Here is a 22,211-nt window from a genome sequence, read left to right on the forward strand (position 1 = left end):
GTTGGGGGGCAGCGGGGTGGCGGGGAGCGGGCCGCCGACGGCGTACAGGTCGAACTCGTGGGCGGCGAGGCCGCGGACGAGCCGCTGCCACCACGCGCCGGTGTCACCGGTCGCGCACGGGGTGCCACCCTCCGTGAGCAGTCCGATCCGCACGAGCACACACCCCCGGTCTCCCTTGATGTCGCCCACCGGTCCCGCCGGTGGCGCGCGCCGCGTCCCTCGGCGGGAATCGCGCAGCGGGAAGAACGTAAGCGCAGGGGGCGGTGGCACGACGGACGGTTGTCCATCGCACCACCAGAAGGGGTGAATGCACGTAACTTTCCCAGGCCGGTCGCGTTCGGTCGCGGTACGCGCCGGCGGGATCACGGAGCGTCAGGTTGCCGGGGGTGCACGGCCCCCGGGACCGGGGGCGGCCGGGATCAACCGCCGGGGTGCACCCAGGGGTTGGGGCGGCAGGCGATGCCGTCGATCTCCAGGGACTTGGTCTGCTGCTGCATCACCGGCGCCAGGGCGCCCGGGGTGCGGCACGACACGTGGTTGTGGCCGAGCCGGTGCCCGACCTCGTGGTTGATGAGCATCTGGCGGTAGGCGAGCATCGCCTTCGGGCCGAAGGTCTCGGAGCCCTGCGCCCAGCGGAAGGCGTTGATCATCACGCGCTCGGTGGACGCGGAGTCGCAGGAGACGTTGTCGACGGTGGTGTCGAGGCCGGACTTGGCGCACCACGTGCCGGTGGTGCCGGGGCTCGCGAGGGTGATGACGAAGTCGGGTTCCCCGCTGGAGATCCGCTCGAAGGTCATGGCGCCGCGACCCGCCCAGCTGCGCTTGTCGTTGAGCGTCTGCTGGACGGCGCGGGCGAAGAGCTTGGCGTCCAGGCCGAGGCCCTTCTCGACGTCCACCCGGTAACGGTACTTCTGCCCGCCGCCGGGCGCCTTGTCGAGGCCGGGCACCGCCTCGAACTCCCCGGAGCCGGTGAGCTTCGGGTCGATCGGGAACTGGCGGGTCATCAACTGCTCGTACGTGGGCGCCGGTTGCCGGATCACGGGGGCCGGGCTCGACGGGGTGGGCCGTTCGTCGGAGCGGGAGGCGGCGTCCTCCGAGGCGCGCTCGGCGGGCTGCTGCGCGGCGCGGACGGCCGGGGCGTCGTCCTCCCGGTCGGCGACCTGGCCGGCGACGACGATCGCGAGGCAGGTGGTGACGGCGGCGGCCGCGATCCCGGTGAGCGCCCGGCCCTTGCCGCCCCTGCCGGGGGCGTCGGCCTCGTCGCCGGCACCGGTCGCGGGCGCGTCCGGCCCCTCCGGCGGGGCGGCGACCCGACGAGGACCGGGGATCAGCGGCGCGCCGCCGGCGACCCCGTACCGCTCGGGCGCCGGCCGCCCGGGCTCCTCGTCCGCGGGATGCCCGCCGCGCACCGGAATGCCGTGGGCGGGCGTGTGCGGAACACCGTGCGCGGGCGTGTCGTACGACCCTCCGGCGAAAGCGGGGGTCCCGTGAGCCGGGGTGCCGTGACGCGGCGCCCCCTGCGCGGGAGCGCCGTGACCCGGGGTGCCGTGACCCTGCGGGCCGTGTCCCGCGGTCCCGTACAGCGGGGTCCCGTGGGCCGGGGTCCCGTACGCCGGGGTCCCGTGGGCCGGGGTGCCGTGGGCCGGGGTCCCGTGAGCCGGGGTGCCGTGGCCGTGGAAGGTGCCGTGGCCGCGGGTGGTGCCGCGCTCGTCCGGGCCGTCGGGGGTACGGCGGCGGCGGCCGGTGCCCGCGCCGCTGTCCACGACCGGCGTGCGCCCGGTGTCGCCCGCCGGAGCACGCGTCCCGCCCGGCGCGGGCGTACGCGCCCCGCCCGTCGTCGGCGTGCGCGTGCCGTCCGGGCGTCCGGTGTCGCCCGCCGAGGGCGCAGGGCCCTTGCGACTATGTCGTCCCACCCCGGGTTCAGCTCCCGTCGTGCCGCGCGTCGTGGTCCGCGATCAGCTCCCGCGCGGCCGCGGCGACCGTCTCGGGGTACTCCATCATCGCCACGTGACCGGCGTCGGGCAGGCTCAGCAGCCGCGAGCCCCGGAAGGCCGCGACGGCCCTGCGGGCCATCCGGTACGAGACGAGCCGGTCACGGCCGCCGTAGATCAGCAGGGTCGGCGCGAGCACCCGCTCCGCCTGCCGCCACAGGCCGTGCTGGCCGCCGAGCGTATAGGCGTCGACGATTCCGCGCGAGGACCTGGCCATGGCGTCCCAGAAATAGGGGAGTTCCAGCCGGCGCTCCATCTCCTCGACGGCGTGCCGCAACCCCTCGTCGGTGACCCGGCCCGGGTCCCCGTAACAGAGCGAGAGGACGCCCCGGACGCGCTGCTCGGCGGTCCAGTCGCGGGAGAGCCGGGCGAAGAGCCCGGCGACGCCGGGCACGGCGAGCAGCGCCGTCGGCCAGGCGGTGCGCTGGGCGCGCAGCTCGGGCAGGGCCGGCGAGACGAGGGTCAGGGTGCGGACCAGGTCGGGCCGGACGGCGGCGACCCGGGTGGCGACGGCGCCGCCCATCGAGTTGCCGAAGAGGTGGACCGGGCCGCGGCCGGAGGCGTCGAGCAGCCGGATGACGGCCCGGGCGTGCCCGGTGACCGAGTAGTTGCCGTCGTCGGGCGGCGGGGAGTCCCCGAAGCCGGGCAGGTCGACGGCCTCGCCGTCGACCAGGTCGGCGAGGAGCGGCATCAGGGCGGACCAGTTCTGCGAGGAGCCGCCGAGGCCGTGCACGTACAGCGCGGGCGGCAGGCCGGGGCGGCCGCCGGGCCGGGAGCGCACGGTGAGGGTGAGTCCGGGGAGCGCGACGGAGCGGAGCTCCTCGCCGTCGGCGACCCGGACCGCGCGCGGACGCGGCGCCGGCGGTGCGGTGTCGGCGGTCCGGGTTTCCGGCAGCTCGGTCGAGGACATGGCCGCAATATTACGAGACGATCACGCGCGCTCGGGTGTGGGTGCGGTCACAGGGCGCGTGGCGCCCGCCCGGGACGTCCGCCGGCCACGTCCGGGCGCCGCTCGGGTGCGGCCCGGCGCGGGTGCTCCTAGGCTCGAAGGGAGGGCCATCGGCGCGGGCGGCCGCCCGCGCGCGGGGAGGACGGGAAGGAATCGCATGACTGTCGATCCGTCCGAGCCGGAATCGTTCCCCGAGGAAGAGGACGCCGTGCTCGACGAGGAAGTCCCGGAGGCCGACGCGGCCGAGCAGCACACGGAACTGCGTCCGAGGGAGGACGAACCGCTCAGCGATATCGACCACGACGCGGCGGACGAGGGTGACGCCTCCGAGCAGGCGCGCGTCGTCACCCTCGACGAGGACGACTACCGCTGACCGCTACCGGCGCCGCTGACCAGCGCCGACGAGCTGCGCCCGGGCCGGACGACGGCCTTCTCCGTCGATCTCGACGGATTCGTGCGGCGACTCCCGCTGATTTGTTCGGTTTAATCTTGAATAGCCTGTCGACCCCGGCGTCCGGTCCGTGAAATTCTGCGTTCGCACCGCGCACACCCGGGTTACCCAAAAGTACGATGGCGGCGCGGCGCGACAGCGCATATGGATCGAATTCTTGGGAGGCCGCGTGAGCGCCATCGAGCAGACAGAGGCAGCACGCCCTCGCGGTACGCGGCTGCCGCGCCGTGCCCGGCGGAACCAGCTGCTCGGCGCGGCCCAGGAGGTCTTCGTCGCCCAGGGGTACCACTCCGCGGCCATGGACGACATCGCCGAGCGGGCCGGCGTCAGCAAGCCCGTGCTCTACCAGCACTTCCCCGGGAAGCTGGAGCTCTACCTGGCGCTGCTCGACCAGCACTGCGAGTCCCTGCTCCAGGCGGTCCGCGGCGCCCTCGCCTCCACCTCGGACAACAAGCTCCGGGTGGCGGCCACCATGGACGCCTACTTCGCCTACGTCGAGGACGAGGGCGGTGCCTTCCGGCTGGTCTTCGAGTCCGACCTCACCAACGAGCCGGCCGTCCGCGAGCGGGTGGACCGGGTGAGCCTCCAGTGCGCCGAGGCGATCTCCGAGGTCATCGCCGAGGACACCGGGCTGTCCACGGACGAGTCGATGCTGCTCGCGGTGGGCCTCGGCGGCGTCTCGCAGGTCGTCGCCCGCTACTGGCTCTCCAGCGAGTCCCCGATCCCCCGCGACACGGCCGTCTCGCTGCTCACCTCGCTCGCCTGGCGCGGCATCGCGGGCTTCCCGCTGCACGCGGTCGAGGGCCAACTGAGCGCCGAGGGGCACTGACCGCCCGTCTGTTCCCGTGCCGTGTTCGCTCCTGGCGTGGGGCGGCTGACCCGTGGGCGTCCCCTCACCGGGCTAATGTGTGCAGCGTACGGCGCGTGTTCATCGCGCATGGCTGACCGTTCGGAGGGACATAGCCGTGGAGGTCAAGATCGGCGTGCAGTACGCACCCCGGGAGATCGTTCTGGAGAGCGGGCAGTCCGCCGAGGAAGTGGAGCGCGCCGTCGCGGACGCGCTGTCCGGCAAGGCGACGCTGCTCAGCCTCGAGGACGAGAAGGGCCGCCGGGTCCTGGTCCCGTCGGACAAGATCGCGTACGTGGAGCTCGGCGAGACCGCGGTGCGCCGGGTGGGCTTCGGCACGCTCTGAGCCGCGACTCCCGCACAGGAGGCCCGGAGGGACACCCGTCCCTCCGGGCCTCCTCGCATTCCCGCACCGCCCCGAGGGGCACCCGTCCCTCCGCGTCGCTCTCGCGTGCGCCGTCACCGCCCCGGCGCCGGCCGGGCCCGCCCCCGCGCGCGTACGGCCGTCCGGGTGGCCTCGCGGGCCCGCGCACGGGGCGTCGCGGGTCCCGTCCCGCGGCCGCTCGGGCCGGGTGTGCGGGGCGCCCCGCCGGGGTGTGGGGAGGATTGCGTTCCGTTGGCCCGGGGTAGGAGGGGGCTTGACCGCACCACCCGCCCCGCACCCTCCGCGAGGTGATCCACCGTGTTCCTGGAAGCCCTCGGCTCCGCCCTGCTCGGACTCGCCCTGGCCTGGGCCGCCGCGCACCGCCTGCCCGACCGCCTCCCCGCCCGGAGGACCGTGCTCCTGACCGGTGCGCTCGGCGCCGTCTTCGGCGCGCTCGTCACCCACGGGGCGCTCGGCCCCGGCCACTTCCTCGCCACCCTCGTCGGCGCCGTCGTGGTGGCGGCGGTGCTGCTCTCGCTGCTCGTCCGGCCGGCCGGACACCGGCTCCGCCGATCATCGCCCGCGGCGTACTGACCGCCGCGCCGCACGCGGAACGGCCGCGCGGCCCGGGACCGAGGTCCCGGGCCGCGCGGCCGTCGTGTGCCGGTGGGCGCCGGCTCAGGCGGCGAGGCCCAGGGCCGCCATCCGCTTGGTGTGCGCCTCGGTGATCCGGGAGAACATCCGGCCGACCTCCGCCAGGTCGAAGCCGTCCGCGACCCCGCCCACGAGCATCGTGGAGAGCGCGTCCCGCTCGGCCACCACGCGCTGGGCCTGGGACAGCGCCTCGCCCATCAGCCGGCGGGCCCACAGCGCGAGCCGGCCGCCGACGCGCGGGTCGGCGTCGATCGCCGCGCGCACCTTCTCCACGGCGAAGTTGCCGTGCCCGGTGTCGTCGAGCACGGCGAGCACCAGGGCGCGGGTGTCCGAGTCGAGCCGGGCCGCGACCTCGCGGTAGAAGTCGCTGGCGATCGAGTCGCCCACGTACGCCTTGACCAGGCCCTCCAGCCAGTCCGACGGGGCGGTCTGCCGGTGGAAGTCGTCGAGCGCCTTCGCGAAGGGCTCCATCGCCGCGGTCGGCTCCGCGTCCACGGCGGCCAGCCGGTCCCGCAGCCGCTCGAAGTGGTGGAACTCGGCGGAGGCCATCTTCGCCAGCTCCGCCTTGTCCTCCAGGGACGGCGCGAGCTTGGCGTCCTCGGCGAGCCGCTCGAAGGCCGCCAGCTCGCCGTAGGCGAGGGCGCCGAGGAGGTCGATCACCGCGGCGCGGTACTGCGGCTGCGCGGAAGCCGTGGCCCAGTCCTCGGCGGCGATGCCGGTGGGCGTGTCGGCGGGCTCGGTGTCACCGGCGGGTGTGGCGTTGTCAGGCGTCTCCATGGAGCGCACAATAGCCCGCCCTCAGGGGCCCCGAAGGTCCTGGTCAGTCTGTGTGACCGTGCCCTCATCACCATTTCGCCCGACACACATGCGCGATTCCGGGGTACAGTGGTAATGCGCCTGCCGAGTATGCGGACATGCTTTCGCACGTTCGGACGTACCCGGTGGGCCGACGCATGAATGAGGATGCCCGGTCGGTGGCCCGATCGGCTCCGGCCCGACAGCCCTTCCGGCGCCTGCCGAAGGGTCCCTCAAGCGGTACGACGCTCGAGCGACGGCAGTGGTCCCGTGCCACCCGGCGGTGATCTTCCCCAGGATCCCGCGGGACGTTCCCGGCACGATGACAGACCCCCTTCGTTCGCCTCGCGCCGCGTCTCACAGAAGAGGCAGCACCCTGACTACGTTCCGAGAGCTCGGAATCCTTCCCGAGACCGCCGAGGCGCTCGAAGCCGTCGGCATCGTCAATCCCTTCCCCATCCAGGAGATGACCCTTCCGGTCGCCCTCACCGGCACCGACGTCATCGGCCAGGCCAAGACCGGCACCGGCAAGACCCTCGGCTTCGGTCTGCCGATCCTGGAGCGGGTCACCGTCCCCGCCGACGTCGAGGCCGGCCGCGCCCGGCCCGACCAGCTGACCGAGGCCCCGCAGGCCCTCGTCGTCGTGCCGACCCGCGAGCTGTGCCAGCAGGTCACCAACGACCTCCTCACCGCCGGCAAGGTGCGCAACGTGCGCGTCCTCGCCATCTACGGCGGCCGGGCCTACGAGCCCCAGGTCGAGGCGCTCCAGAAGGGCGTCGACGTCGTCGTCGGCACCCCCGGCCGCCTGCTCGACCTGGCCGGCCAGCGCAAGCTCGACCTGTCGCACGTGAAGACGCTCGTCCTCGACGAGGCCGACGAGATGCTCGACCTGGGCTTCCTGCCCGACGTCGAGAAGATCATCAACATGCTTCCGGCGACCCGCCAGACGATGCTCTTCTCGGCCACCATGCCGGGCGCGGTCATCGGCCTGGCCCGCCGCTACATGTCGAAGCCCACGCACATCCGCGCCACCTCGCCGGACAACGAGGGCGTGACGCACGCCAACATCACGCAGCACGTCTACCGCGCGCACAACATGGACAAGCCGGAGATGGTCGCGCGCATCCTCCAGGCCCGCGGCCGCGGTCTCGCGATGATCTTCTGCCGTACCAAGCGCACGGCCGCCGACATCGCCGAGCAGCTGCAGCGGCGCGGCTTCGCCTCCGGCGCGGTCCACGGCGACCTCGGCCAGGGCGCCCGCGAGCAGGCGCTGCGCGCCTTCCGCAACGGCAAGGTGGACGTCCTCGTCTGCACCGACGTCGCCGCGCGCGGCATCGACGTCGACGGCGTCACCCACGTCATCAACTACCAGACCCCCGAGGACGAGAAGACGTACCTGCACCGCACCGGCCGCACCGGCCGCGCGGGCAACACCGGTACGGCGATCACGCTCGTCGACTGGGACGACATCCCGCGCTGGCAGCTGATCAACAAGGCGCTGGAACTGGACTTCGCCGACCCGGTGGAGACGTACTCCAGCTCCCCGCACCTCTACACCGACCTCGACATCCCCGAGGGCACCAAGGGCGTCCTGCCGCGCTCCGAGCGGACCCGCGCGGGTCTCGACGCGGAGGAGCTGGAGGACCTGGGCGAGCCCGGCGGCCGTCGTGGCCGTGGCGGCCGCGCCGAGGCCCCGGCCGCCGAGGAGCGCCCGGCCCGGACGCGCACCCCGCGCCAGCGCCGCCGCACCCGCGGCGGGGCGGACGCCGAGGCCCCGCAGACGACCCCCGCCGTGGAGACCGCCGAGACCGCCGAGGCCCCGGAGGCCGTGGACGGCCCGCGCCGTCCGCGCCGCCGCCGCACCCGCGGCACCGGTCCGGTCGGCGGTGGCATCCCGGTCGCCGGCGCCACCCCGGTGACGCCGCCGGCCGCCGTCGAGGAGCCCGCCCAGGCCGCCGCGCCCGTCGAGGCCCCGGCCGAGGAGCCGGCCGCCCCGCGCCGCCGCCGTCGTGGTGGTCGTACGGAGACCCAGACCGCCGTCGTCGAGACGGTCGAGGCTCCGGTCGCACCGGTCGCCGCGCCCGTCGAGGCCCCGGTCGCCCAGCGCGCCGAAGCCCCGGTCGCCCAGCGCGCCGAGGCCGAGGAGACGGCTCCGCGCCGGCGCCGCGGCCGCGGTGGGCGTACGGAGACCGTCGCCGCGGCGCCGGTCGCCCCGGCCGCCGCTCCCGCCCCGGCGTTCGCGCCGCGCAAGCGGCGGGTCCGGCCGCGCGCCGAGGAGACGGTGACCTTCCAGACGGTCGAGTCCGCCGCCGCCGAGCTGGCCGCCGCGCGCAAGCAGTCCGCCCCGGTGCCCGCCCAGTCGGTGGAGCAGCGTCCGGCGTCCCGCCCGGCCCGGACCGCCCCGGCCCAGGCCGCTCCGGCCCAGACCACCCAGGCCCAGACCACCCCGGTCCAGGCCGCTCCCGCCCAGGCCGCCCCGGCTGAGGCTTCGGCCTCCGTCCCGGCTCAGGCCGTGGCCGCGCCGCCGCGGGCCCGGCGCCGGGCGACCCGCCCGGCGACCAACCCGGGTGCCGTGGTCGAGGCCGCTCCGGTCGTCGTCGAGGCCCCCGCGGCCCCGGTCGTCGAGGAGCCGGCCCCGCGCCCGCGCCGCCGTGCGGTCCGCAAGGCGTCCAGCCCGGTGACGGCCACCGCCGCCGCCGAGGCCGTCGTGGTCATCCCGGCCCCCGTCGCCGAGGCTCCGGCTCCGGCCGCGGCTCCGGTCGAGGAGGCCCCGAAGGCTCCGCGCAAGCGCGCCGCCGCGAAGAAGACGGCCGCCGCCGTCACCGAGGCGCCCGCCGAGGAGGCCCCCAAGGCCCCCCGCAAGCGGACCGCCGCCAAGAAGACGGCCGAGGCCGCCACCGAGACGCCCGCCACCGAGGAGGCCCCCAAGGCCCCCCGTAAGCGCGCCGCCGCGAAGAAGACGGCCGCCGCCGTGGCGCCGGACGCGTCGGAGCCGCAGAAGGCGACGACGACCCGTCGGCGCACGGTGAAGAAGGCCGCCGAGGCCCCGGCCGAGGAGGCGCCGAAGGCCCCGCGCAAGCGGGTCGCCAAGAAGGCCGCCCCAGCCCAGCCGGAGGCGTAGCAGCGGGCCCGGACCACCGGGCAGGACGGCGGCCCGGCCCCTCACCAGGGGCCGGGCCGCCGTCGTCGTTCCCGGAGCCACGGCCGGCGGCCTGATCCGGAGGCCGCCGTCCGGTTACAGTCCTTGCATGAGCAAGCCGCGCTCCCTGTCGCTGCCGCCCCGCACCCGGGCCCACCGCCTGGAGACCGTGCGCGGCGGATTCGCCGTCCTCGACACCGCCCCGGCGGGCGAGCCGCGGGGAAGCGTCCTGATGCTGCCCGGGTACACCGGCAGCAAGGAGGACTTCCTGGCGCTGCTCGGTCCGCTGAGCGAGGCCGGGTACCGGGTCGTCGCCGTCGACGGCCGCGGGCAGAACGAGTCGCACGGCCCGCGGGGCCGCGCCGCCTACCGCCGCCGGGCGCTCGCGCTGGACGCGGTCGCGCAGGCGGTGGCGCTGCGGGACGGTCCGGTGCATCTGCTCGGACACTCCTTCGGCGGGCTGGTCGCCCGCTCGGCCGCGGTGCTCGCCCCCCGGGCCTTCCGCTCGCTGACCCTGCTCTCCTCCGGTCCCGGCCGGGTCGCCCGCCCCCAGCGGGTGCGGATCCGGGCGCTGCGGGCCGGGCACGCGCTGCTGGCGAAGGAGCGGGTGTGGCGGACCACGCGGTGGCTGGACAGCCGTGGCGAGGAGCCGGACGAGGCGGTCGACTCGGCCGAGGTGGTGGGCTTCCTGCGGCGCCGCTGGATGCTGACCAAGGTGGCGCAGCTGTCCGGCGCCGGCCGGCTGCTGCTGCGCGACCCCGACGGCCCGGCCGAGCTGGCGGCGCTGGCGCTGCCGGTGCACCTGGCGTACGGCTCCGAGGAGATGGTCTGGCCGCCGGCCGAGCTGGCGGCGGTCGCCGCCCGTACCGGCGCGCACCACACCGTGGTCGAGGGGGCCGGCCACTCCCCCAACGTCTCCCATCCGCGCGAGCTGGCGGAGCGCCTGACCGCCTTCTGGGAGCGGGTCGACACGGCCGCGGCCACGGAGGAGCCCGTCCTCAGGGTCAGTACTGCGCCCTGAGGTGCTGCCAGAAGCCGTCGCGCAGCGCGCGGCGGAGGGCGCCGTGGCCGCGCAGCGAGCGGCTGAGCCGGGACTCGGCCTCGACGAGGAGGTCCTGGTCGACGGCGGCGGGGAGGTACGGGTCGCCGGGCAGGAGTTCGGCGAGCCGGTCGCGGCCCCGCTCGCCGAGCCAGGTGGCGGCGATCTGGGCGCCCATGAAGCGGACCTCGTCGCGCGAGGGCGGCGGCTCGGACTCGTTCTCGTACATCGTGACCGGGCGCCGGGTGACGTACGGCCGGCAGAAGTCGAGGTCGAAGGTGCGCCGGCTGTCGACCTCCCAGAGCAGCGCCTCGGCCTGGTTGGGGCCGTCGGCGGCCTCGATGCCCCAGAGGTGGACGCGGGCGCCGTAGCCCTGGGCGGCCTCGACGGCGGAGATCAGGTCCTCGTCGCCGCCGACGAGGGCGGCGTCGCTGATGGCGCGGTGGCGGGCGAGCGACTCCAGGTCGCTGCGGATGAGGGAGTCGACGCCCTTCTGCTGGTTGTCGGCGTTGAGGTTGCCGAGGCGGACCTTGACGTCGGGGAGCTCGGCGATCGACTGCTGCTCGGGGGTGTGGATGCGGCGGCGGGCGCCGTCGTACCAGTAGACGCGCAGCAGCCGGCTGTCGGCGAAGACCGTCCGGGCGGTGTCGATGAACGCCTCGATCAGGCCCTCGGCGTCGAGGTCGAAGGAGCGCCGGTCCCCGGAACCCGTCACCAGCAACCCGGCCGAAGCATGGACGTAACCGGCGTCGACGAAGATGGCGTGCGTGGACGGGGTCTTCGCCACCTCGGCCAGCATCCGCCGCAGGAGCTCATTGGTGCGCTCCAGGCGGGCCTCCAGCGCGGCGAGCGCGTGGGCGGGTGGGTCGGCGGGCGGGGCGGGGTGCGTGGCGTCGTTCATCGGCCCTCATTGTCCGCTTCGGGAGGGCGGGCCGCCACCTCCGCTACCCGGTAGTAGTTAGCCATCCGAAAATTTTCTTTAGCGTAAGGAATGTTTCGGGTGGGGCAGCCGTTAGACACATACGTACACAGTTCTCCACATGGAGGATCAACTCCGGACGAAGGGAGAAGCCATGCGCTTCGAAATCCTGCGACTCGACGACATCGACGGCACGCCCGTCGACTCGACCGTCGTGGACGCCGCCTCCGTCAACCGGATCGTGCAGCAGGCCGCCGCGATCGGCCAGCGCATCTGGATCCGACCCGCAGAGACCTCCGCCTCGTAACGGGGCAGGTCCACACCACGCACCGCGCCCCCGCGCGGACTCCGTCTCGACGGAATCCGCACGGGGGCGCAGTGGTGTCCGGGGGCGGTCAGCCGCCCCGGATGACCTGGGTGACGCCGTTGATGATCTGCTGCACGGCGATCGCGGAGAGCATCATGCCGGCGAGCCGGGTGACGAGGACGACGCCGCCGTCCTTGATGACGCGGATGATCCCCAGCGAGTAGCGCATGGCCAGCCAGAGCACGACGTGCATGGCGGCGATGGCGGTCCAGACGGAGATCTGCGCGGAGACGCTGTCGGCGTGCTGGACGGCGAGGATGACCGAGACGATGGCGCCGGGCCCGGCGAGCAGCGGCATGCCGAGCGGTACGAGGGCGACGTTGACGTCCTTGGTCTGCTTCGGCTCGTCGGTCTTGCCGGTGAGCAGGTCGAGCGCGATGAGCAGCAGCAGGAGCCCGCCCGCGATCATCAGGGCGGGGACGGAGACGTGCAGGTAGTCGAGGATCTGCTGGCCGAGGACGCCGAAGACGGCGATGACGCCGAAGGCGACGGCGACGGCCTGCCAGGCCATCCGGCGCTGGACCTTGGCGGGGCGGCCGGAGGTCAGCGCGAGGAAGATCGGCGTGATGCCGGGCGGATCCATGATCACGAACAGGGTGACGAAGAGCGAGCCGAAGACGGCGAGGTCGAACACGGTGGGGTGCCTTGCGGTGAGGGTCGAACGGTGGGGTGTGGGGCACCGGACCGGAACGTGGGATTCCGGCGTCGGGGCAGGAGTGCCCGCCGCCGCACGGTGGACGCGCGGCTCGGGCGGTACGAGAAGGGGCGGGCCGGACGGACGGCGCGGCGGGACCGGCCGCGAACCCGCGCGCGGGGCGCGGCAGCGCCGTCCCGCCGGAGCCGGTCGGGCGCTCCGGCGGGGAGGGTCGGACAGGCCCTAGGCCGGGACTCCGCCGGCGCCGGGGACGGGGAAGGCGCCGGTGGCCCGGCGGGTGATCTCGCCGTAGATCTCGGGATCGGTGGTGTACTCGCCGAGACGGCAGGTCTTGCGGCTGCCGTGGTAGTCGCTGGAGCCGGTGACCAGCAGGCCCAGCTCCTTCGCGAGCCCGCGCAGCCGCGCCCGGGTGGGCTCGTCGTGGTCCATGTGGTCGACCTCGATGCCGTCGAGTCCGGCCGCGGCGAGGGCGGCGATCGCGGACTCGGGCACGACCTGGCCGCGCTTGACGGCGGCCGGGTGGGCGAGGACGGTGACGCCGCCGGCCGCCTTGACCAGCCGGATCGCGTCGGCGGGATCCAGTTCGTGCTTCTCGACGTGGGCCCGGCCGCCGTCGGCGATCCACTCGGCGGTGAAGGCCCCGGAGACGTCGGGGACGACACCCAGCTCGACCAGCGCCTCGGCGACGTGCGGCCGGCCCACGGAGCCGTCGCCGGCGATCCGGGCGACCTGCTCCCAGGTGACGGGCACGCCCAGCTCCTGGAGCCGGCCGACCATGGCCCGGGCGCGCGGCACCCGGTCGTCGCGGACCAGCTCGCGCTCGGCGAGCAGCGCCGGCTCCTCGGGGTCGAAGAGGTAGGCGAGCATGTGCAGGCCGATGCCGTCGAGCCGGCAGGAGAGCTCGGCGCCGGGGACCACGGTCAGCCCCTCGGGCGCGGCGGCGATCGCCTCGGCGTGCCCGCGGGTGGTGTCGTGGTCGGTGAGCGCGACGACGTCGAGCCCGGCCGCGGCGGCGTTCCGCACCAGCTCGGCGGGGGTGTCGGTGCCGTCGGAGGCCGTGGAGTGGCTGTGCAGGTCGATGCGCACGACGCGGGTTCTCCAGGGGCTCGGCACGGACGGGTGACGCTCCAGCATAACGGGCGGTCAGCCCCGAGTTTGTACGGAGTCGATCCCTGTGGCGCCTGTTACACCGCCGGGGGTGCCGTCCCGTCAGCCCAGCAGGCGCGGGGTGAGCGCCCCGCAGGGCAGCAGCTCGACCTCGGCGCCCGCGTCCCGCAGGTCGGTGAGGACCAGCTCGTCGTACATGAGGAGCCCGGACTGCTCGGGCCAGACGATCGCCCAGAGCCAGAGCCCGCGGGCCTCGCCGGCGAAGACGGCCCGGTCGTGCGGGGCGCCGGTGACGTGCCAGAGCGGGGTGGGGCGGCCGCCGGCGAGGACCTTGGCCTGTGGCGGCTTGTCGATCGCCATGCCGGAGCCGGGGTCGGGGCCGTCGATGCCGGCGTACCGGGCGCCCAGGCCGACGCCCAGCTCCTCGGCGACGAGCAGCAGCTCGCCGATGCCGCCGAGCGGGCCGGGACCGGAGCAGGCGACGGCGGTGGCGCGTCCGCCGCTGCGGTCGTCACCGGCGTACGTCACCCCGGTGAAGAGCCAGCCGACGGGGAGCGGCCAGGGCATCCAGACGGGCACGTGGGAGCGCTGGACGACGACGGAGAGGGCTTCGACGCTCGGCGGGATGACGGGCTGCAGCGGATGCACGGGCCCGTGCACGTCGCACTGCCAGGAGTCGGCGAAGAGACCGGGCGCCCTGACCCGACCACCACACTTCGGACAACTGGGTTCGCCCCTCATAGGGCTCAACGGTCCTACCGCGGACGCCTCCCGTCAAGAACGGCGGCGGCCCGTCACCCGTCCGGCCCGCCTCCGTCACCCGGACGCCGCCCGGCCCCCGGCGCGCGCCCTCAGTCCAGGGCCACGGACCCCCGCAGCGGATCCCGCAGATCCGTGCCCTTCGCGAGCCACCGCTCCTCCAGGGCCTGCGCCCCGTGCACCCGCTTCCAGGCGGCCTCGTTCGGGGTCATCGGCAGCAGCGGCAGGAACCGCACCGGGTCCATCGGCGCGTCCAGCTCCAGGTCCTCCACCAGCCCGCCCGGCTCGGCGACCAGGACCGAGCTGAAGCCGGCCCCCGGCCAGAGCGGCTCGCCGACGTCCAGCGAGGCGCCGGGGGCGACGATCACGCCCTCGACCTGAGGGGTCGCGGCGAGCACCGCCAGCGGGCGCAGCACCTTGTCGGTGTCGGCGCGGCCGAGCCGCACGGTCAGGACCAGTTCGGCGCGCGGGCCCTTCACCGGGTCGGCGAGGGCGGCCGTCGGGTCGGCCATCGGCGCGGCCGACATGCCGAGCGTGGCGTAGCGCACCAGCCCCGCCTCGGCGTCGACGAAGCGGAGCACCTCGATGCGGTCGGTGCCGAGGAAGGTCACCGCGGCCCGCGCGTCCGGTTCGCCCAGGGCCGTACGCAGCCGGGCCTCGACCAGTGCAAGAACTTCTCCCATGCGGCGAGCATAGATCGCGTATGGAACGGGCAAAGGAAGGGATTGACCCTCGGTCGGCTGATAGTGTTGGCCACTGGTCGGGTTTCCCGACTGTGCGTCACACGTCATCCCTCACGAGGGACCGGCCGGAGGAGGTGGGACTGCGATGGACCGAAGTCGATCGGGCAGTACCAGTCGCTCTTCCGCCGCTCCGCACCCGAGTCCGGTGCGTTCCTCCCTCCGGTGACTCCGGGTCCCCGAACCGGGACCCCCCTCCGGCATCGCGTCCGACGGAAGAGCATCCCCTCTTTGCCTGTCTGAGTTTGCGACCGCCGTCGCCGCGATCCGCCGGTGCCGCCCGCTTTGTGGACGAACGCCTTCCCCCGTCCCCATTCCGGGTTGCGCCACGCTCGCCGACGGCCTGTCCGTGAAGGAGAGCACGCCCATGTCGATGATCCGTGACCTGCGCGCCGCCGTTCGGCCGAGCCTGCGCCCGAGCCTGCGCAAGACCCCGACCACGTACACGAACTACGACCCGACCCGCGACCACTCGGCCTCCAGCGCCATCGTCGACTGCGCCGTCTACCGCGACGGACGCCGGATCGACGACCGCGCCTGCCTCACCCCGCGCGGCGCCATGTCGCAGGTGCGGGAGTCCGGCGGCTTCGCGTGGATCGGCCTGCACGAGCCGACCGAGGCCGAATTCGCCGGTATCGCCGCCGAGTTCGGGCTCCACCCGCTCGCCGTCGAGGACGCCGTCCACGCCCACCAGCGGCCCAAGCTGGAGCGGTACGACGACACCCTCTTCACCGTCTTCAAGACGATCCACTACGTCGAGCACGCCGAACTCACCGCCACCAGCGAGGTGGTGGAGACCGGCGAGGTGATGTGCTTCACCGGCCCCGACTTCGTCATCACCGTCCGGCACGGCGGCCAGGGCTCGCTGCGCAACCTCCGCCACCGCCTCCAGGGCGAGCCGGAGCTCCTCGCCAAGGGCCCCTCCGCCGTCCTGCACGCCCTCGCCGACCATGTGGTCGACGGCTACATCGCGGTCGCCGACGCCGTCGAACTCGACATCGACCAGCTGGAGATCGACGTCTTCTCGCCGGCCGCGAAGGGCTCCACGCGCGGCACCGACACCGGCCGGATCTACCAGCTCAAGCGCGAGGTGCTGGAGTTCAAGCGGGCCGTCACCCCGCTGCTGCGCCCGATGCAGCTGCTCTCCGAGCGGCCCATGCGGCTGGTCGACCCGGACATCCAGAAGTACTTCCGGGACGTCGCCGACCACCTCGCCCGCGTCCAGGAGCAGGTCGTCGGCTTCGACGAGCTGCTGAACTCGATCCTCCAGGCCAACCTGGCGCAGGCGACCGTCGCGCAGAACGAGGACATGCGCAAGATCACCTCGTGGGCGGCGATCGTCGCCGTCCCCACGGCGGTGTGCGGCGTCTACGGCATGAACTTCGACCACATGCCGGAGCTGCACTGGAAGTACGGCTACCCGATGGTGCTCGGCGGCATCGCCGTCATCTGCTTCGCGATCCACCGCACCCTGAAGCGCAACGGCTGGCTCTGACGGGCCTGCCGCTAGGCTGCGGGCCATGACTGAAGAGCTGTTCCTCGTCGAGGAGGCCACCAGGAAGTCCGGCCTCGTCTGGGTCCGGGGCACCGGGCCCGCCCGGGCGCTCTGGCACGTCTGGCACGACGGCGCCGCCCATGTGGTCGGCGACGGCCCCGGCGAGCAGCCGCTGCCCGGCCTCGCCGACGGCGCCACCGCCGAGGTCACCGTCCGCAGCAAGGACAAGGGCGGCCGGATCGTCTCCTGGACGGCCGCCGTGCGCCAGCTCGCCCCCGGCAGCGAGGAGTGGGACGCGGCCGTCGCCGAGCTGAAGGGCAAGCGGCTCAACGCGCCCGACGGCGAGGCGATGCCCGAGCGCTGGGCGCGCGAGTGCCGGGTGCTGCGCCTCGACCCGCGCGCCGCCACCACCGAGCTCCCGGACGGCTCGCTCGCCGCGGTCCCGCTCCCGTCCCCCGCGACCACCCGCCGCCCGGTCCCGGCCGGACTCCCCAAGCTGCTGTTCCGCCGCAAGCGGAAGGGCTAGTCAGGTACGGGGCAGCTGGCGGCCGTAGTCGAGGGTCTCCTCGCGGCCCGGCTCGGCCAGCGGGAAGTCCTTGTCCCACTCGGAGAGCACCACCAGGCCCGCTCCCCCGCCGCGGGCGAACTGGAGCGGGTACGGGGAGCCCTCCAGGGCCACGTCGAGGGTGCCGCCCTCGCCGTCCGCGCCGCCCTTGACCTTCACCGTGCGGACGCCGCCGATCTGGTCCCGGTCGCCCTTGACGACGTCCCCGTGCAGCCCGAGGATCCCGCGCAGCAGCTGGTCCATCTCGGTGAAGCCGCGCAGCTGCTTGTACGAGGGGTCGTCGCTCGGCACCTTCACGTACATGTCGTCCAGCTTGTCGGCGGCCTCCGAGCCGGCCTCGCCGTCGCCCTTCTCCTCGTGCCGCCAGAAGCCCGCGTCGGCCTTCAGGTAGAGGGCGTCGCCGACCCGCAGCAGCTCGAAGGTGCTGTTCTTCGTGGTCACCGAGCCGGCGCCGCCGTTCTGCTTCAGCCGCATGTTCAGCTTGAAGGTGCCGCCCTTGCTGACCAGGGTGCCGGAGAGCCGGACCGCCTTCGCCGTGTCCGCCGCGGTCCGGGCCTCCTTCTCGATCTCCGGCGCCGACAGTCTCCCGACCCCGTTGGTGCCCTCGTCCGGGTCGGCCGCGCAGGCCGCCAGGCCCACCGTCAGCCCCGCGCACAGCGCCAGCGGCACGGCCGCCCTGCGGAACCGGGCCGCGGACGGCCTCCGGGCGGACGCCGGCGGTACGGACGGGATACGCGATGACGGGGTACGGACGGTCACCTGCGCTGCCTCTCGTTCTTCGGTGGGGGAACGGCCCCGGCCGTGCACACGGCGGAAGGGGCCGCCGGGGGTCGGCCGGAGGGGCCGGCCGGTGCCGGTGGGGGGCGGCAGACCGCAGCGTACCCGGGCCGGGCCGGCGTCCCCGCAGGCAGCCGGACGGCGGCGCTGCCGGAGCGGGGGCGAACACCTCGGGCTAGCCTGAACCCTGCGAAGCCCGGCATGGGCCCGCACCGGCCGTGCAGCCCCGCGGGGGCGGCGCGGCGACCCCGGAGATCGTGCGGCACCGAGGAGGCGCGAGGCATGGCGGCAGGCGCCCCCCGGATCTTCGTCTCCCACCTCGCCGGCGTGCCCGTCTTCGACCCCGTCGGCGACCAGGTGGGCCGGGTCAGCGACCTGGTCGCGATGCTCCGCGTCGGCCGCCGCCCGCCCCGGCTGCTCGGCATGGTCGTGGAGGTGCTGAGCCGGCGCCGGGTCTTCGTCCCGATGACCCGGATCACCGGCGTCGAGTCCGGCCAGGTCATCACCACCGGCGTGGTCAACATGCGCCGCTTCGAGCAGCGCCCGACCGAGCGGCTCGTCCTCGGCGAGCTCCTCGACCGGCGGGTCACCCTGGTCGAGACCGGCGAGGAGGTCACCGTCCTCGACATCGCCATCCAGCAGCTGCCGGCCCGCCGCGACTGGGAGATCGACAAGGTCTTCGTCCGCCGCGGCAAGGGCGGTGCGCTGCGCCGCAAGGGCGAGACGCTGACCGTGGAGTGGTCGGCCGTCACCGGCTTCTCCCTGGAGGAGGAGGGGCAGGGTGCCGAGAGCCTGGTCGCCACCTTCGAGAAGCTCCGCCCCGCCGACCTCGCCAACGCCCTCCACCACCTCTCCCCCAAGCGGCGCGCCGAGGTCGCCGCCGCCCTCGACGACGACCGGCTCGCCGACGTCCTGGAGGAGCTGCCCGAGGACGACCAGGTGGAGATCCTCGGCAAGCTGAAGGAGGAGCGGGCCGCCGACGTCCTGGAGGCGATGGACCCGGACGACGCCGCCGACCTCCTCAACGAGCTGCCGGACGAGGAGAAGGAACGGCTGCTCACCCTGATGCGGCCGGACGACGCCGCCGACGTGCGCCGGCTGATGTCGTACGAGGAGCGGACCGCGGGCGGTCTGATGACCACCGAGCCGATCGTGCTGCGCCCGGACGCCACCGTCGCCGACGCGCTTGCCCGGGTGCGGCAGCAGGACCTGTCGCCGGCGCTGGCGGCGCAGGTGTACGTGTGCCGGCCGCCGGACGAGACGCCGACCGGGAAGTACCTGGGCACGGTCCACTTCCAGCGGCTGCTGCGCGACCCGCCGTTCACCCTGGTCAGCTCGCTGGTCGACAGCGATCTTCCGCCGCTCGGCCCGGACACCCCGCTGCCGGCCGTGACCAGCTACTTCGCCGCGTACAACCTGGTGGCGGCGCCGGTCGTGGACGAGAGCGGTTCGCTGCTCGGCGCGGTCACCGTCGACGACGTGCTCGACCACCTGCTGCCGGACGACTGGCGGGAGACGGAGTTCCACGAGGAGGGGGTGTCGGGTGGCTGAGCGGTCGCAGGACCGGGACAGGGAGCGGGAGCGGGACCAGCCGCGGATCCCCCGCATCCGGCTCGACCAGCCGCGCGAGCGCCGGGCCAGGCTGCTGCCGGAGTACGACCCGGAGGCGTTCGGCAGGCTCTCGGAGCGGATCGCGCGCTTCCTGGGGACGGGCCGGTTCCTGGTCTGGATGACGCTGACGATCATCGTCTGGGTCGCCTGGAACATCTTCGCGCCGCCGTCGCTGAGGTTCGACGAGTACCCCTTCATCTTCCTGACCCTCGCGCTCTCCCTCCAGGCGTCGTACGCGGCTCCGCTGATCCTGCTCGCGCAGAACCGGCAGGACGACCGGGACCGGGTCAACCTGGAGCAGGACCGCAAGCAGAACGAGCGCTCGATCGCCGACACCGAGTACCTGACCCGGGAGATCGCGGCGCTCCGGATGGGCCTGGGCGAGGTCGCCACCCGCGACTGGATCCGCTCCGAACTGCAGGACCTGGTGAAGGAACTGGAGGAGCTCGGCCGGGAACGCGATCTATTCCCGCCGGACGGCGAGCGGCGGAGTGACGTACCCGACCGTTGACAGCCCTTTCATAGCCACGTGGTCGTCGCCGTACCATCAGACCTATGGCTACGGAAGACGCGGTGCTCGAAGCACTGGCGACGGTGAACGACCCCGAGATCAATCGTCCGATCACTGAGCTCGGCATGGTCAAGTCGGTGGAGATCGGACCGGACGGCAAGGTCGCGGTGACGGTCTACCTGACGGTCTCCGGCTGCCCGATGCGCGACACCATCACGCAACGCGTCACCGAGGCCGTCTCCCGCGTCGAGGGCGTCACCGGCGTCGACGTGACGCTGGACGTGATGAGCGACGAGCAGCGCAAGGAGCTGGCGGCGGCGCTGCGCGGCACCACCGCCGAGCGCGAGGTGCCGTTCGCGAAGCCGGGCTCGCTGACCCGGGTGTACGCGGTCGCCTCCGGCAAGGGCGGCGTCGGCAAGTCCTCGGTGACCGTGAACCTGGCGGCGGCGATGGCCGCCGACGGTCTGAAGGTCGGTGTCGTCGACGCGGACATCTACGGCCACAGCGTGCCGCGGATGCTGGGCGCGGACGGGCGTCCGACCCAGGTCGAGAACATGATCATGCCGCCGTCGGCGAACGGCGTGAAGGTCATCTCGATCGGCATGTTCACCCCGGGCAACGCGCCGGTGGTGTGGCGCGGCCCGATGCTGCACCGCGCGCTCCAGCAGTTCCTGGCGGACGTGTACTGGGGCGACCTGGACGTCCTGCTGCTCGACCTGCCGCCGGGCACCGGCGACATCGCGATCTCCGTCGCGCAGCTGGTGCCGAACGCGGAGATCCTGGTCGTCACGACCCCGCAGCAGGCGGCGGCCGAGGTCGCCGAGCGGGCCGGCTCGATCGCCGTGCAGACCCACCAGAAGATCGTCGGCGTCGTCGAGAACATGGCGGGCCTGCCGTGTCCGCACTGCGACGAGATGGTGGACGTCTTCGGCACGGGCGGCGGCCAGCTGGTCGCCGACGGCCTGTCCCGCACCACGGGCACGACGGTCCCGGTGCTCGGCTCCATCCCGATCGACGTCCGGCTCCGCGAGGGCGGCGACGACGGCCGCCCGGTCGTCCTCTCCAACCCGGACTCCCCGGCCGGCGCCGCCCTGCGCGCCATCGCCGGCAAGCTGGGCGGCCGCCAGCGCGGCCTCTCGGGCCTGAGCCTCGGCATCACGCCGCGCAACAAGTTCTGAGACACGGAGAGCTCTGAGACACGGCGAAGGGCGCCCCCCGGTGCGGGGGCGCCCTTCTTCGTGGGCACGCTCAGCTGTACAGCCCGAGGTCCTTGATCTGCGCGAAGCCGAGCCCGTACGCGCTCATCCCCCGCCCGTACGCCCCGATGTGCGCCTCCCCGGCGGAGCCGGCCAGCACCCATCCGAACTCGGACTCGCGGTAGTGGAACGGCACCGGCACCCCGTCGACCGGCAGGGACAGCGTCGTCCACGCGGGCCCGTCGAGGTCGTCGGCGAGCTCGAAGGCCGTCTCGGTCTGCTGGTCGAGCCAGTGGTCCCGCAGCCCGTGGTCGAGGGAGGCGGGCCAGGTGTGGGCGAGCAGCCCGGAGCCGGCCAGCCAGGCGGCGGAGGAGACGGTGGTGGCGTCCAGGACGCCGGTGCCGTCGCCGGTGCGCCGCACGGGGTTCGCGGCGACCGTCACGACGACGGCGAACCGCTCCTTCTCCGCGCCCGCGGCCTCGGACTTTATCGACGGCTCGTCACCGTGGCCCACCGAGCCGTGCTGGACGGTGCCGTCCGCCGCCGTGCCGATCTGCATCAGCCGGCGGGGCCCGGTGAACGCCTCGTCGAGCCCGTACCAGGCGAAGGGTGCGCGCAGAAACCCCTCGGCTTCCACCCGACTCGTCGTCTTCATCTCGGCCGCCTCCTCGTTCCTCCCCCGGACTCCGTCCGGGGATACCCCCAACCCAAGGAGGATAGCGACCGCTCGGTGACCGCCCGTGTCAGGAGGCGCCGTCAGGTGGCGTCGGAGTCGTACGGCGGCCGCTCGGGCGCGGCCGGCGGGTCCTGCTTCTTCAGCAGGTCGGGGCCGGAGCCGTTGACCGTCGCCGGGGCGGCGGCGGGGGCCGTGGAGGGGGCGCTCTCGCGCCCGTTCACGGCGTCGGCGACCTCGTTCATCTCCTTGCGGAGGTCGAACGTGGAGCGCAGCTCCTTGAGCTCGCTGAGGTCCTCGTTGCCGTCGAGCTGCTTGCGGATGAAGGTCTTCGGGTTGAGGTCCTCGAACTCGAAGTCCTTGAACTCGGGGCCGAGCTCGGTACGGATGTCCTGCTTGGCGCTGTCGGAGAACTCGCGGACCTTCCGGATGAAGCGCGAGACGTCCTGGACGACCTTCGGCAGCTTGTCCGGGCCGAAAATGAGCACGGCGAGCACGATGAGCGTCACCAGCTCGAGTGCGCCTATGTCGCTGAACACCTAGTAGCTCCTTCACGCCGGACCAGGGCGGCCCGCACCACGGTACCCGCCCGAGCTGCGGGACGGGT

General features: G+C 74.0%; 23 protein-coding genes. 12 read left to right on the forward strand and 11 right to left on the reverse strand.

Features of this window, described 5'->3' with window-relative positions; translation table 11 throughout:
* Positions 1 to 419: 419 nt before the first annotated feature.
* Both IF73_RS0132835 and IF73_RS0132840 read right to left on the reverse strand, forming a co-directional pair.
* Positions 420 to 1,913, reverse strand: a complete 1,494-nt coding sequence (locus IF73_RS0132835) for a DUF3152 domain-containing protein (RefSeq protein WP_031014184.1) — start codon at positions 1,911 to 1,913, stop codon at positions 420 to 422.
* A gap of 7 nt (positions 1,914 to 1,920) precedes the next feature.
* On the reverse strand, positions 1,921 to 2,901 hold the full coding sequence (locus tag IF73_RS0132840) for an alpha/beta fold hydrolase (RefSeq protein ID WP_031014185.1): 981 nt from the start codon (positions 2,899 to 2,901) through the stop codon (positions 1,921 to 1,923).
* Positions 2,902 to 3,097: 196 nt separating this feature from the next.
* Between IF73_RS0132840 and IF73_RS0132845 the strand changes: the two genes are divergently transcribed.
* From IF73_RS0132845 to IF73_RS0132860, 4 genes are all read left to right on the forward strand, one after another.
* Complete coding sequence (locus IF73_RS0132845) at positions 3,098 to 3,313, forward strand: hypothetical protein (protein WP_031014186.1); 216 nt, start codon at positions 3,098 to 3,100, stop codon at positions 3,311 to 3,313.
* A gap of 247 nt (positions 3,314 to 3,560) precedes the next feature.
* Positions 3,561 to 4,220, forward strand: a complete 660-nt coding sequence (locus IF73_RS0132850) for a TetR/AcrR family transcriptional regulator (protein ID WP_031014188.1) — start codon at positions 3,561 to 3,563, stop codon at positions 4,218 to 4,220.
* Positions 4,221 to 4,356: 136 nt separating this feature from the next.
* The gene (locus IF73_RS0132855) at positions 4,357 to 4,584 is read left to right on the forward strand and encodes a DUF3107 domain-containing protein (RefSeq protein ID WP_031014189.1); all 228 of its coding nucleotides are present in this window, start codon (positions 4,357 to 4,359) and stop codon (positions 4,582 to 4,584) included.
* A 336-nt stretch (positions 4,585 to 4,920) separates the two neighbouring features.
* Positions 4,921 to 5,196, forward strand: a complete 276-nt coding sequence (locus IF73_RS0132860; RefSeq protein WP_031014191.1) for a hypothetical protein — start codon at positions 4,921 to 4,923, stop codon at positions 5,194 to 5,196.
* An 84-nt stretch (positions 5,197 to 5,280) separates the two neighbouring features.
* Here the strand turns inward: IF73_RS0132860 and IF73_RS0132865 are convergent, their stop codons facing one another.
* On the reverse strand, positions 5,281 to 6,033 hold the full coding sequence (locus IF73_RS0132865) for a ferritin-like fold-containing protein (RefSeq protein ID WP_031014192.1): 753 nt from the start codon (positions 6,031 to 6,033) through the stop codon (positions 5,281 to 5,283).
* Positions 6,034 to 6,517: 484 nt separating this feature from the next.
* On the opposite strand from IF73_RS0132865, the gene IF73_RS0132870 reads away from it, so the two are divergent.
* Positions 6,518 to 9,172, forward strand: a complete 2,655-nt coding sequence (locus IF73_RS0132870; RefSeq protein WP_031014193.1) for a DEAD/DEAH box helicase — start codon at positions 6,518 to 6,520, stop codon at positions 9,170 to 9,172.
* Between the two features lie 127 nt (positions 9,173 to 9,299).
* Positions 9,300 to 10,211 (forward strand): alpha/beta fold hydrolase, encoded by a 912-nt coding sequence (locus IF73_RS0132875; RefSeq protein ID WP_031014194.1) that lies wholly within the window; start codon positions 9,300 to 9,302, stop codon positions 10,209 to 10,211.
* Here the strand turns inward: IF73_RS0132875 and IF73_RS0132880 are convergent.
* Positions 10,195 to 11,130: an NYN domain-containing protein gene (locus tag IF73_RS0132880; RefSeq protein WP_031014196.1), complete on the reverse strand. Its 936-nt coding sequence runs from the start codon at positions 11,128 to 11,130 to the stop codon at positions 10,195 to 10,197. The genes IF73_RS0132875 and IF73_RS0132880 overlap by 17 nt on opposite strands.
* 172 nt (positions 11,131 to 11,302) lie before the next feature.
* Here IF73_RS0132880 and IF73_RS40725 point away from each other — a divergent pair, with 172 nt between their 5' ends.
* Positions 11,303 to 11,455: a hypothetical protein gene (locus IF73_RS40725; RefSeq protein WP_099054331.1), complete on the forward strand. Its 153-nt coding sequence runs from the start codon at positions 11,303 to 11,305 to the stop codon at positions 11,453 to 11,455.
* A gap of 88 nt (positions 11,456 to 11,543) precedes the next feature.
* On the opposite strand, the gene IF73_RS0132890 is transcribed toward IF73_RS40725, so the two are convergent.
* The 4 genes from IF73_RS0132890 to IF73_RS0132905 form a co-directional block, all read right to left on the reverse strand.
* Positions 11,544 to 12,149 (reverse strand): MarC family protein, encoded by a 606-nt coding sequence (locus tag IF73_RS0132890; RefSeq protein WP_031014197.1) that lies wholly within the window; start codon positions 12,147 to 12,149, stop codon positions 11,544 to 11,546.
* Between the two features lie 243 nt (positions 12,150 to 12,392).
* Positions 12,393 to 13,256, reverse strand: coding sequence for a PHP domain-containing protein (locus IF73_RS0132895; RefSeq protein WP_031014198.1), 864 nt, complete (start codon positions 13,254 to 13,256; stop codon positions 12,393 to 12,395).
* 123 nt (positions 13,257 to 13,379) lie between these two features.
* Positions 13,380 to 14,018, reverse strand: coding sequence for a DUF6758 family protein (locus tag IF73_RS0132900; RefSeq protein WP_037881261.1), 639 nt, complete (start codon positions 14,016 to 14,018; stop codon positions 13,380 to 13,382).
* Between the two features lie 110 nt (positions 14,019 to 14,128).
* Positions 14,129 to 14,719 (reverse strand): suppressor of fused domain protein, encoded by a 591-nt coding sequence (locus tag IF73_RS0132905; protein ID WP_031014201.1) that lies wholly within the window; start codon positions 14,717 to 14,719, stop codon positions 14,129 to 14,131.
* A 424-nt stretch (positions 14,720 to 15,143) separates the two neighbouring features.
* Between IF73_RS0132905 and IF73_RS0132910 the strand changes: the two genes are divergently transcribed.
* Both IF73_RS0132910 and IF73_RS0132915 read left to right on the forward strand, forming a co-directional pair.
* Positions 15,144 to 16,271 (forward strand): magnesium and cobalt transport protein CorA, encoded by a 1,128-nt coding sequence (locus IF73_RS0132910; protein ID WP_031014203.1) that lies wholly within the window; start codon positions 15,144 to 15,146, stop codon positions 16,269 to 16,271.
* 25 nt (positions 16,272 to 16,296) lie between these two features.
* The gene (locus tag IF73_RS0132915) at positions 16,297 to 16,797 is read left to right on the forward strand and encodes a hypothetical protein (protein ID WP_031014205.1); all 501 of its coding nucleotides are present in this window, start codon (positions 16,297 to 16,299) and stop codon (positions 16,795 to 16,797) included.
* On the opposite strand, the gene IF73_RS0132920 is transcribed toward IF73_RS0132915, so the two are convergent.
* Positions 16,798 to 17,505, reverse strand: coding sequence for a hypothetical protein (locus tag IF73_RS0132920; protein ID WP_199806761.1), 708 nt, complete (start codon positions 17,503 to 17,505; stop codon positions 16,798 to 16,800).
* A gap of 390 nt (positions 17,506 to 17,895) precedes the next feature.
* Here IF73_RS0132920 and IF73_RS0132925 point away from each other — a divergent pair, with 390 nt between their 5' ends.
* The 3 genes from IF73_RS0132925 to IF73_RS0132935 are packed head-to-tail and all read left to right on the forward strand — an operon-like array spanning position 17,896 to position 20,913.
* On the forward strand, positions 17,896 to 19,164 hold the full coding sequence (locus IF73_RS0132925; protein ID WP_031014208.1) for a magnesium transporter MgtE N-terminal domain-containing protein: 1,269 nt from the start codon (positions 17,896 to 17,898) through the stop codon (positions 19,162 to 19,164).
* Positions 19,157 to 19,735 (forward strand): DUF1003 domain-containing protein, encoded by a 579-nt coding sequence (locus tag IF73_RS0132930; RefSeq protein WP_031014210.1) that lies wholly within the window; start codon positions 19,157 to 19,159, stop codon positions 19,733 to 19,735. The genes IF73_RS0132925 and IF73_RS0132930 overlap by 8 nt, the downstream gene beginning before the upstream one ends.
* 44 nt (positions 19,736 to 19,779) lie before the next feature.
* Positions 19,780 to 20,913: an Mrp/NBP35 family ATP-binding protein gene (locus IF73_RS0132935; protein WP_031014211.1), complete on the forward strand. Its 1,134-nt coding sequence runs from the start codon at positions 19,780 to 19,782 to the stop codon at positions 20,911 to 20,913.
* Between the two features lie 70 nt (positions 20,914 to 20,983).
* Here the strand turns inward: IF73_RS0132935 and IF73_RS0132940 are convergent, their stop codons facing one another.
* Together IF73_RS0132940 and IF73_RS0132945 are read right to left on the reverse strand one after the other, a co-directional pair.
* Positions 20,984 to 21,586 carry a hypothetical protein gene (locus IF73_RS0132940; protein WP_031014213.1) on the reverse strand — a complete coding sequence of 201 codons (603 nt, stop codon included), beginning with the start codon at positions 21,584 to 21,586 and terminating at the stop codon, positions 20,984 to 20,986.
* 101 nt (positions 21,587 to 21,687) lie between these two features.
* Positions 21,688 to 22,143 carry a sec-independent translocase gene (locus IF73_RS0132945; protein WP_031014215.1) on the reverse strand — a complete coding sequence of 152 codons (456 nt, stop codon included), beginning with the start codon at positions 22,141 to 22,143 and terminating at the stop codon, positions 21,688 to 21,690.
* Positions 22,144 to 22,211 lie beyond the last annotated feature (68 nt).

Source organism: Streptomyces sp. NRRL F-5727, assembly GCF_000719555.1.
Classification (GTDB): domain Bacteria; phylum Actinomycetota; class Actinomycetes; order Streptomycetales; family Streptomycetaceae; genus Streptomyces.

What these genes read in the sequence shown, in the direction of transcription:
- IF73_RS0132840 (WP_031014185.1), bottom strand. Translation starts at nt 2,901, where the DNA reads ATGTCCTCGACCGAGCTGCCGGAAACCCGGACCGCCGACACCGCACCG.
- IF73_RS0132845 (WP_031014186.1), top strand. Translation starts at nt 3,098, where the DNA reads ATGACTGTCGATCCGTCCGAGCCGGAATCGTTCCCCGAGGAAGAGGAC.
- IF73_RS0132865 (WP_031014192.1), bottom strand. Translation starts at nt 6,033, where the DNA reads ATGGAGACGCCTGACAACGCCACACCCGCCGGTGACACCGAGCCCGCC.
- IF73_RS0132870 (WP_031014193.1), top strand. Translation starts at nt 6,518, where the DNA reads ATGACCCTTCCGGTCGCCCTCACCGGCACCGACGTCATCGGCCAGGCC.
- IF73_RS0132875 (WP_031014194.1), top strand. Translation starts at nt 9,300, where the DNA reads ATGAGCAAGCCGCGCTCCCTGTCGCTGCCGCCCCGCACCCGGGCCCAC.
- IF73_RS0132880 (WP_031014196.1), bottom strand. Translation starts at nt 11,130, where the DNA reads ATGAACGACGCCACGCACCCCGCCCCGCCCGCCGACCCACCCGCCCAC.
- IF73_RS40725 (WP_099054331.1), top strand. Translation starts at nt 11,303, where the DNA reads ATGCGCTTCGAAATCCTGCGACTCGACGACATCGACGGCACGCCCGTC.
- IF73_RS0132900 (WP_037881261.1), bottom strand. Translation starts at nt 14,018, where the DNA reads ATGAGGGGCGAACCCAGTTGTCCGAAGTGTGGTGGTCGGGTCAGGGCG.
- IF73_RS0132905 (WP_031014201.1), bottom strand. Translation starts at nt 14,719, where the DNA reads ATGGGAGAAGTTCTTGCACTGGTCGAGGCCCGGCTGCGTACGGCCCTG.
- IF73_RS0132910 (WP_031014203.1), top strand. Translation starts at nt 15,144, where the DNA reads ATGTCGATGATCCGTGACCTGCGCGCCGCCGTTCGGCCGAGCCTGCGC.
- IF73_RS0132915 (WP_031014205.1), top strand. Translation starts at nt 16,297, where the DNA reads ATGACTGAAGAGCTGTTCCTCGTCGAGGAGGCCACCAGGAAGTCCGGC.
- IF73_RS0132925 (WP_031014208.1), top strand. Translation starts at nt 17,896, where the DNA reads ATGGCGGCAGGCGCCCCCCGGATCTTCGTCTCCCACCTCGCCGGCGTG.
- IF73_RS0132935 (WP_031014211.1), top strand. Translation starts at nt 19,780, where the DNA reads ATGGCTACGGAAGACGCGGTGCTCGAAGCACTGGCGACGGTGAACGAC.
- IF73_RS0132940 (WP_031014213.1), bottom strand. Translation starts at nt 21,586, where the DNA reads ATGAAGACGACGAGTCGGGTGGAAGCCGAGGGGTTTCTGCGCGCACCC.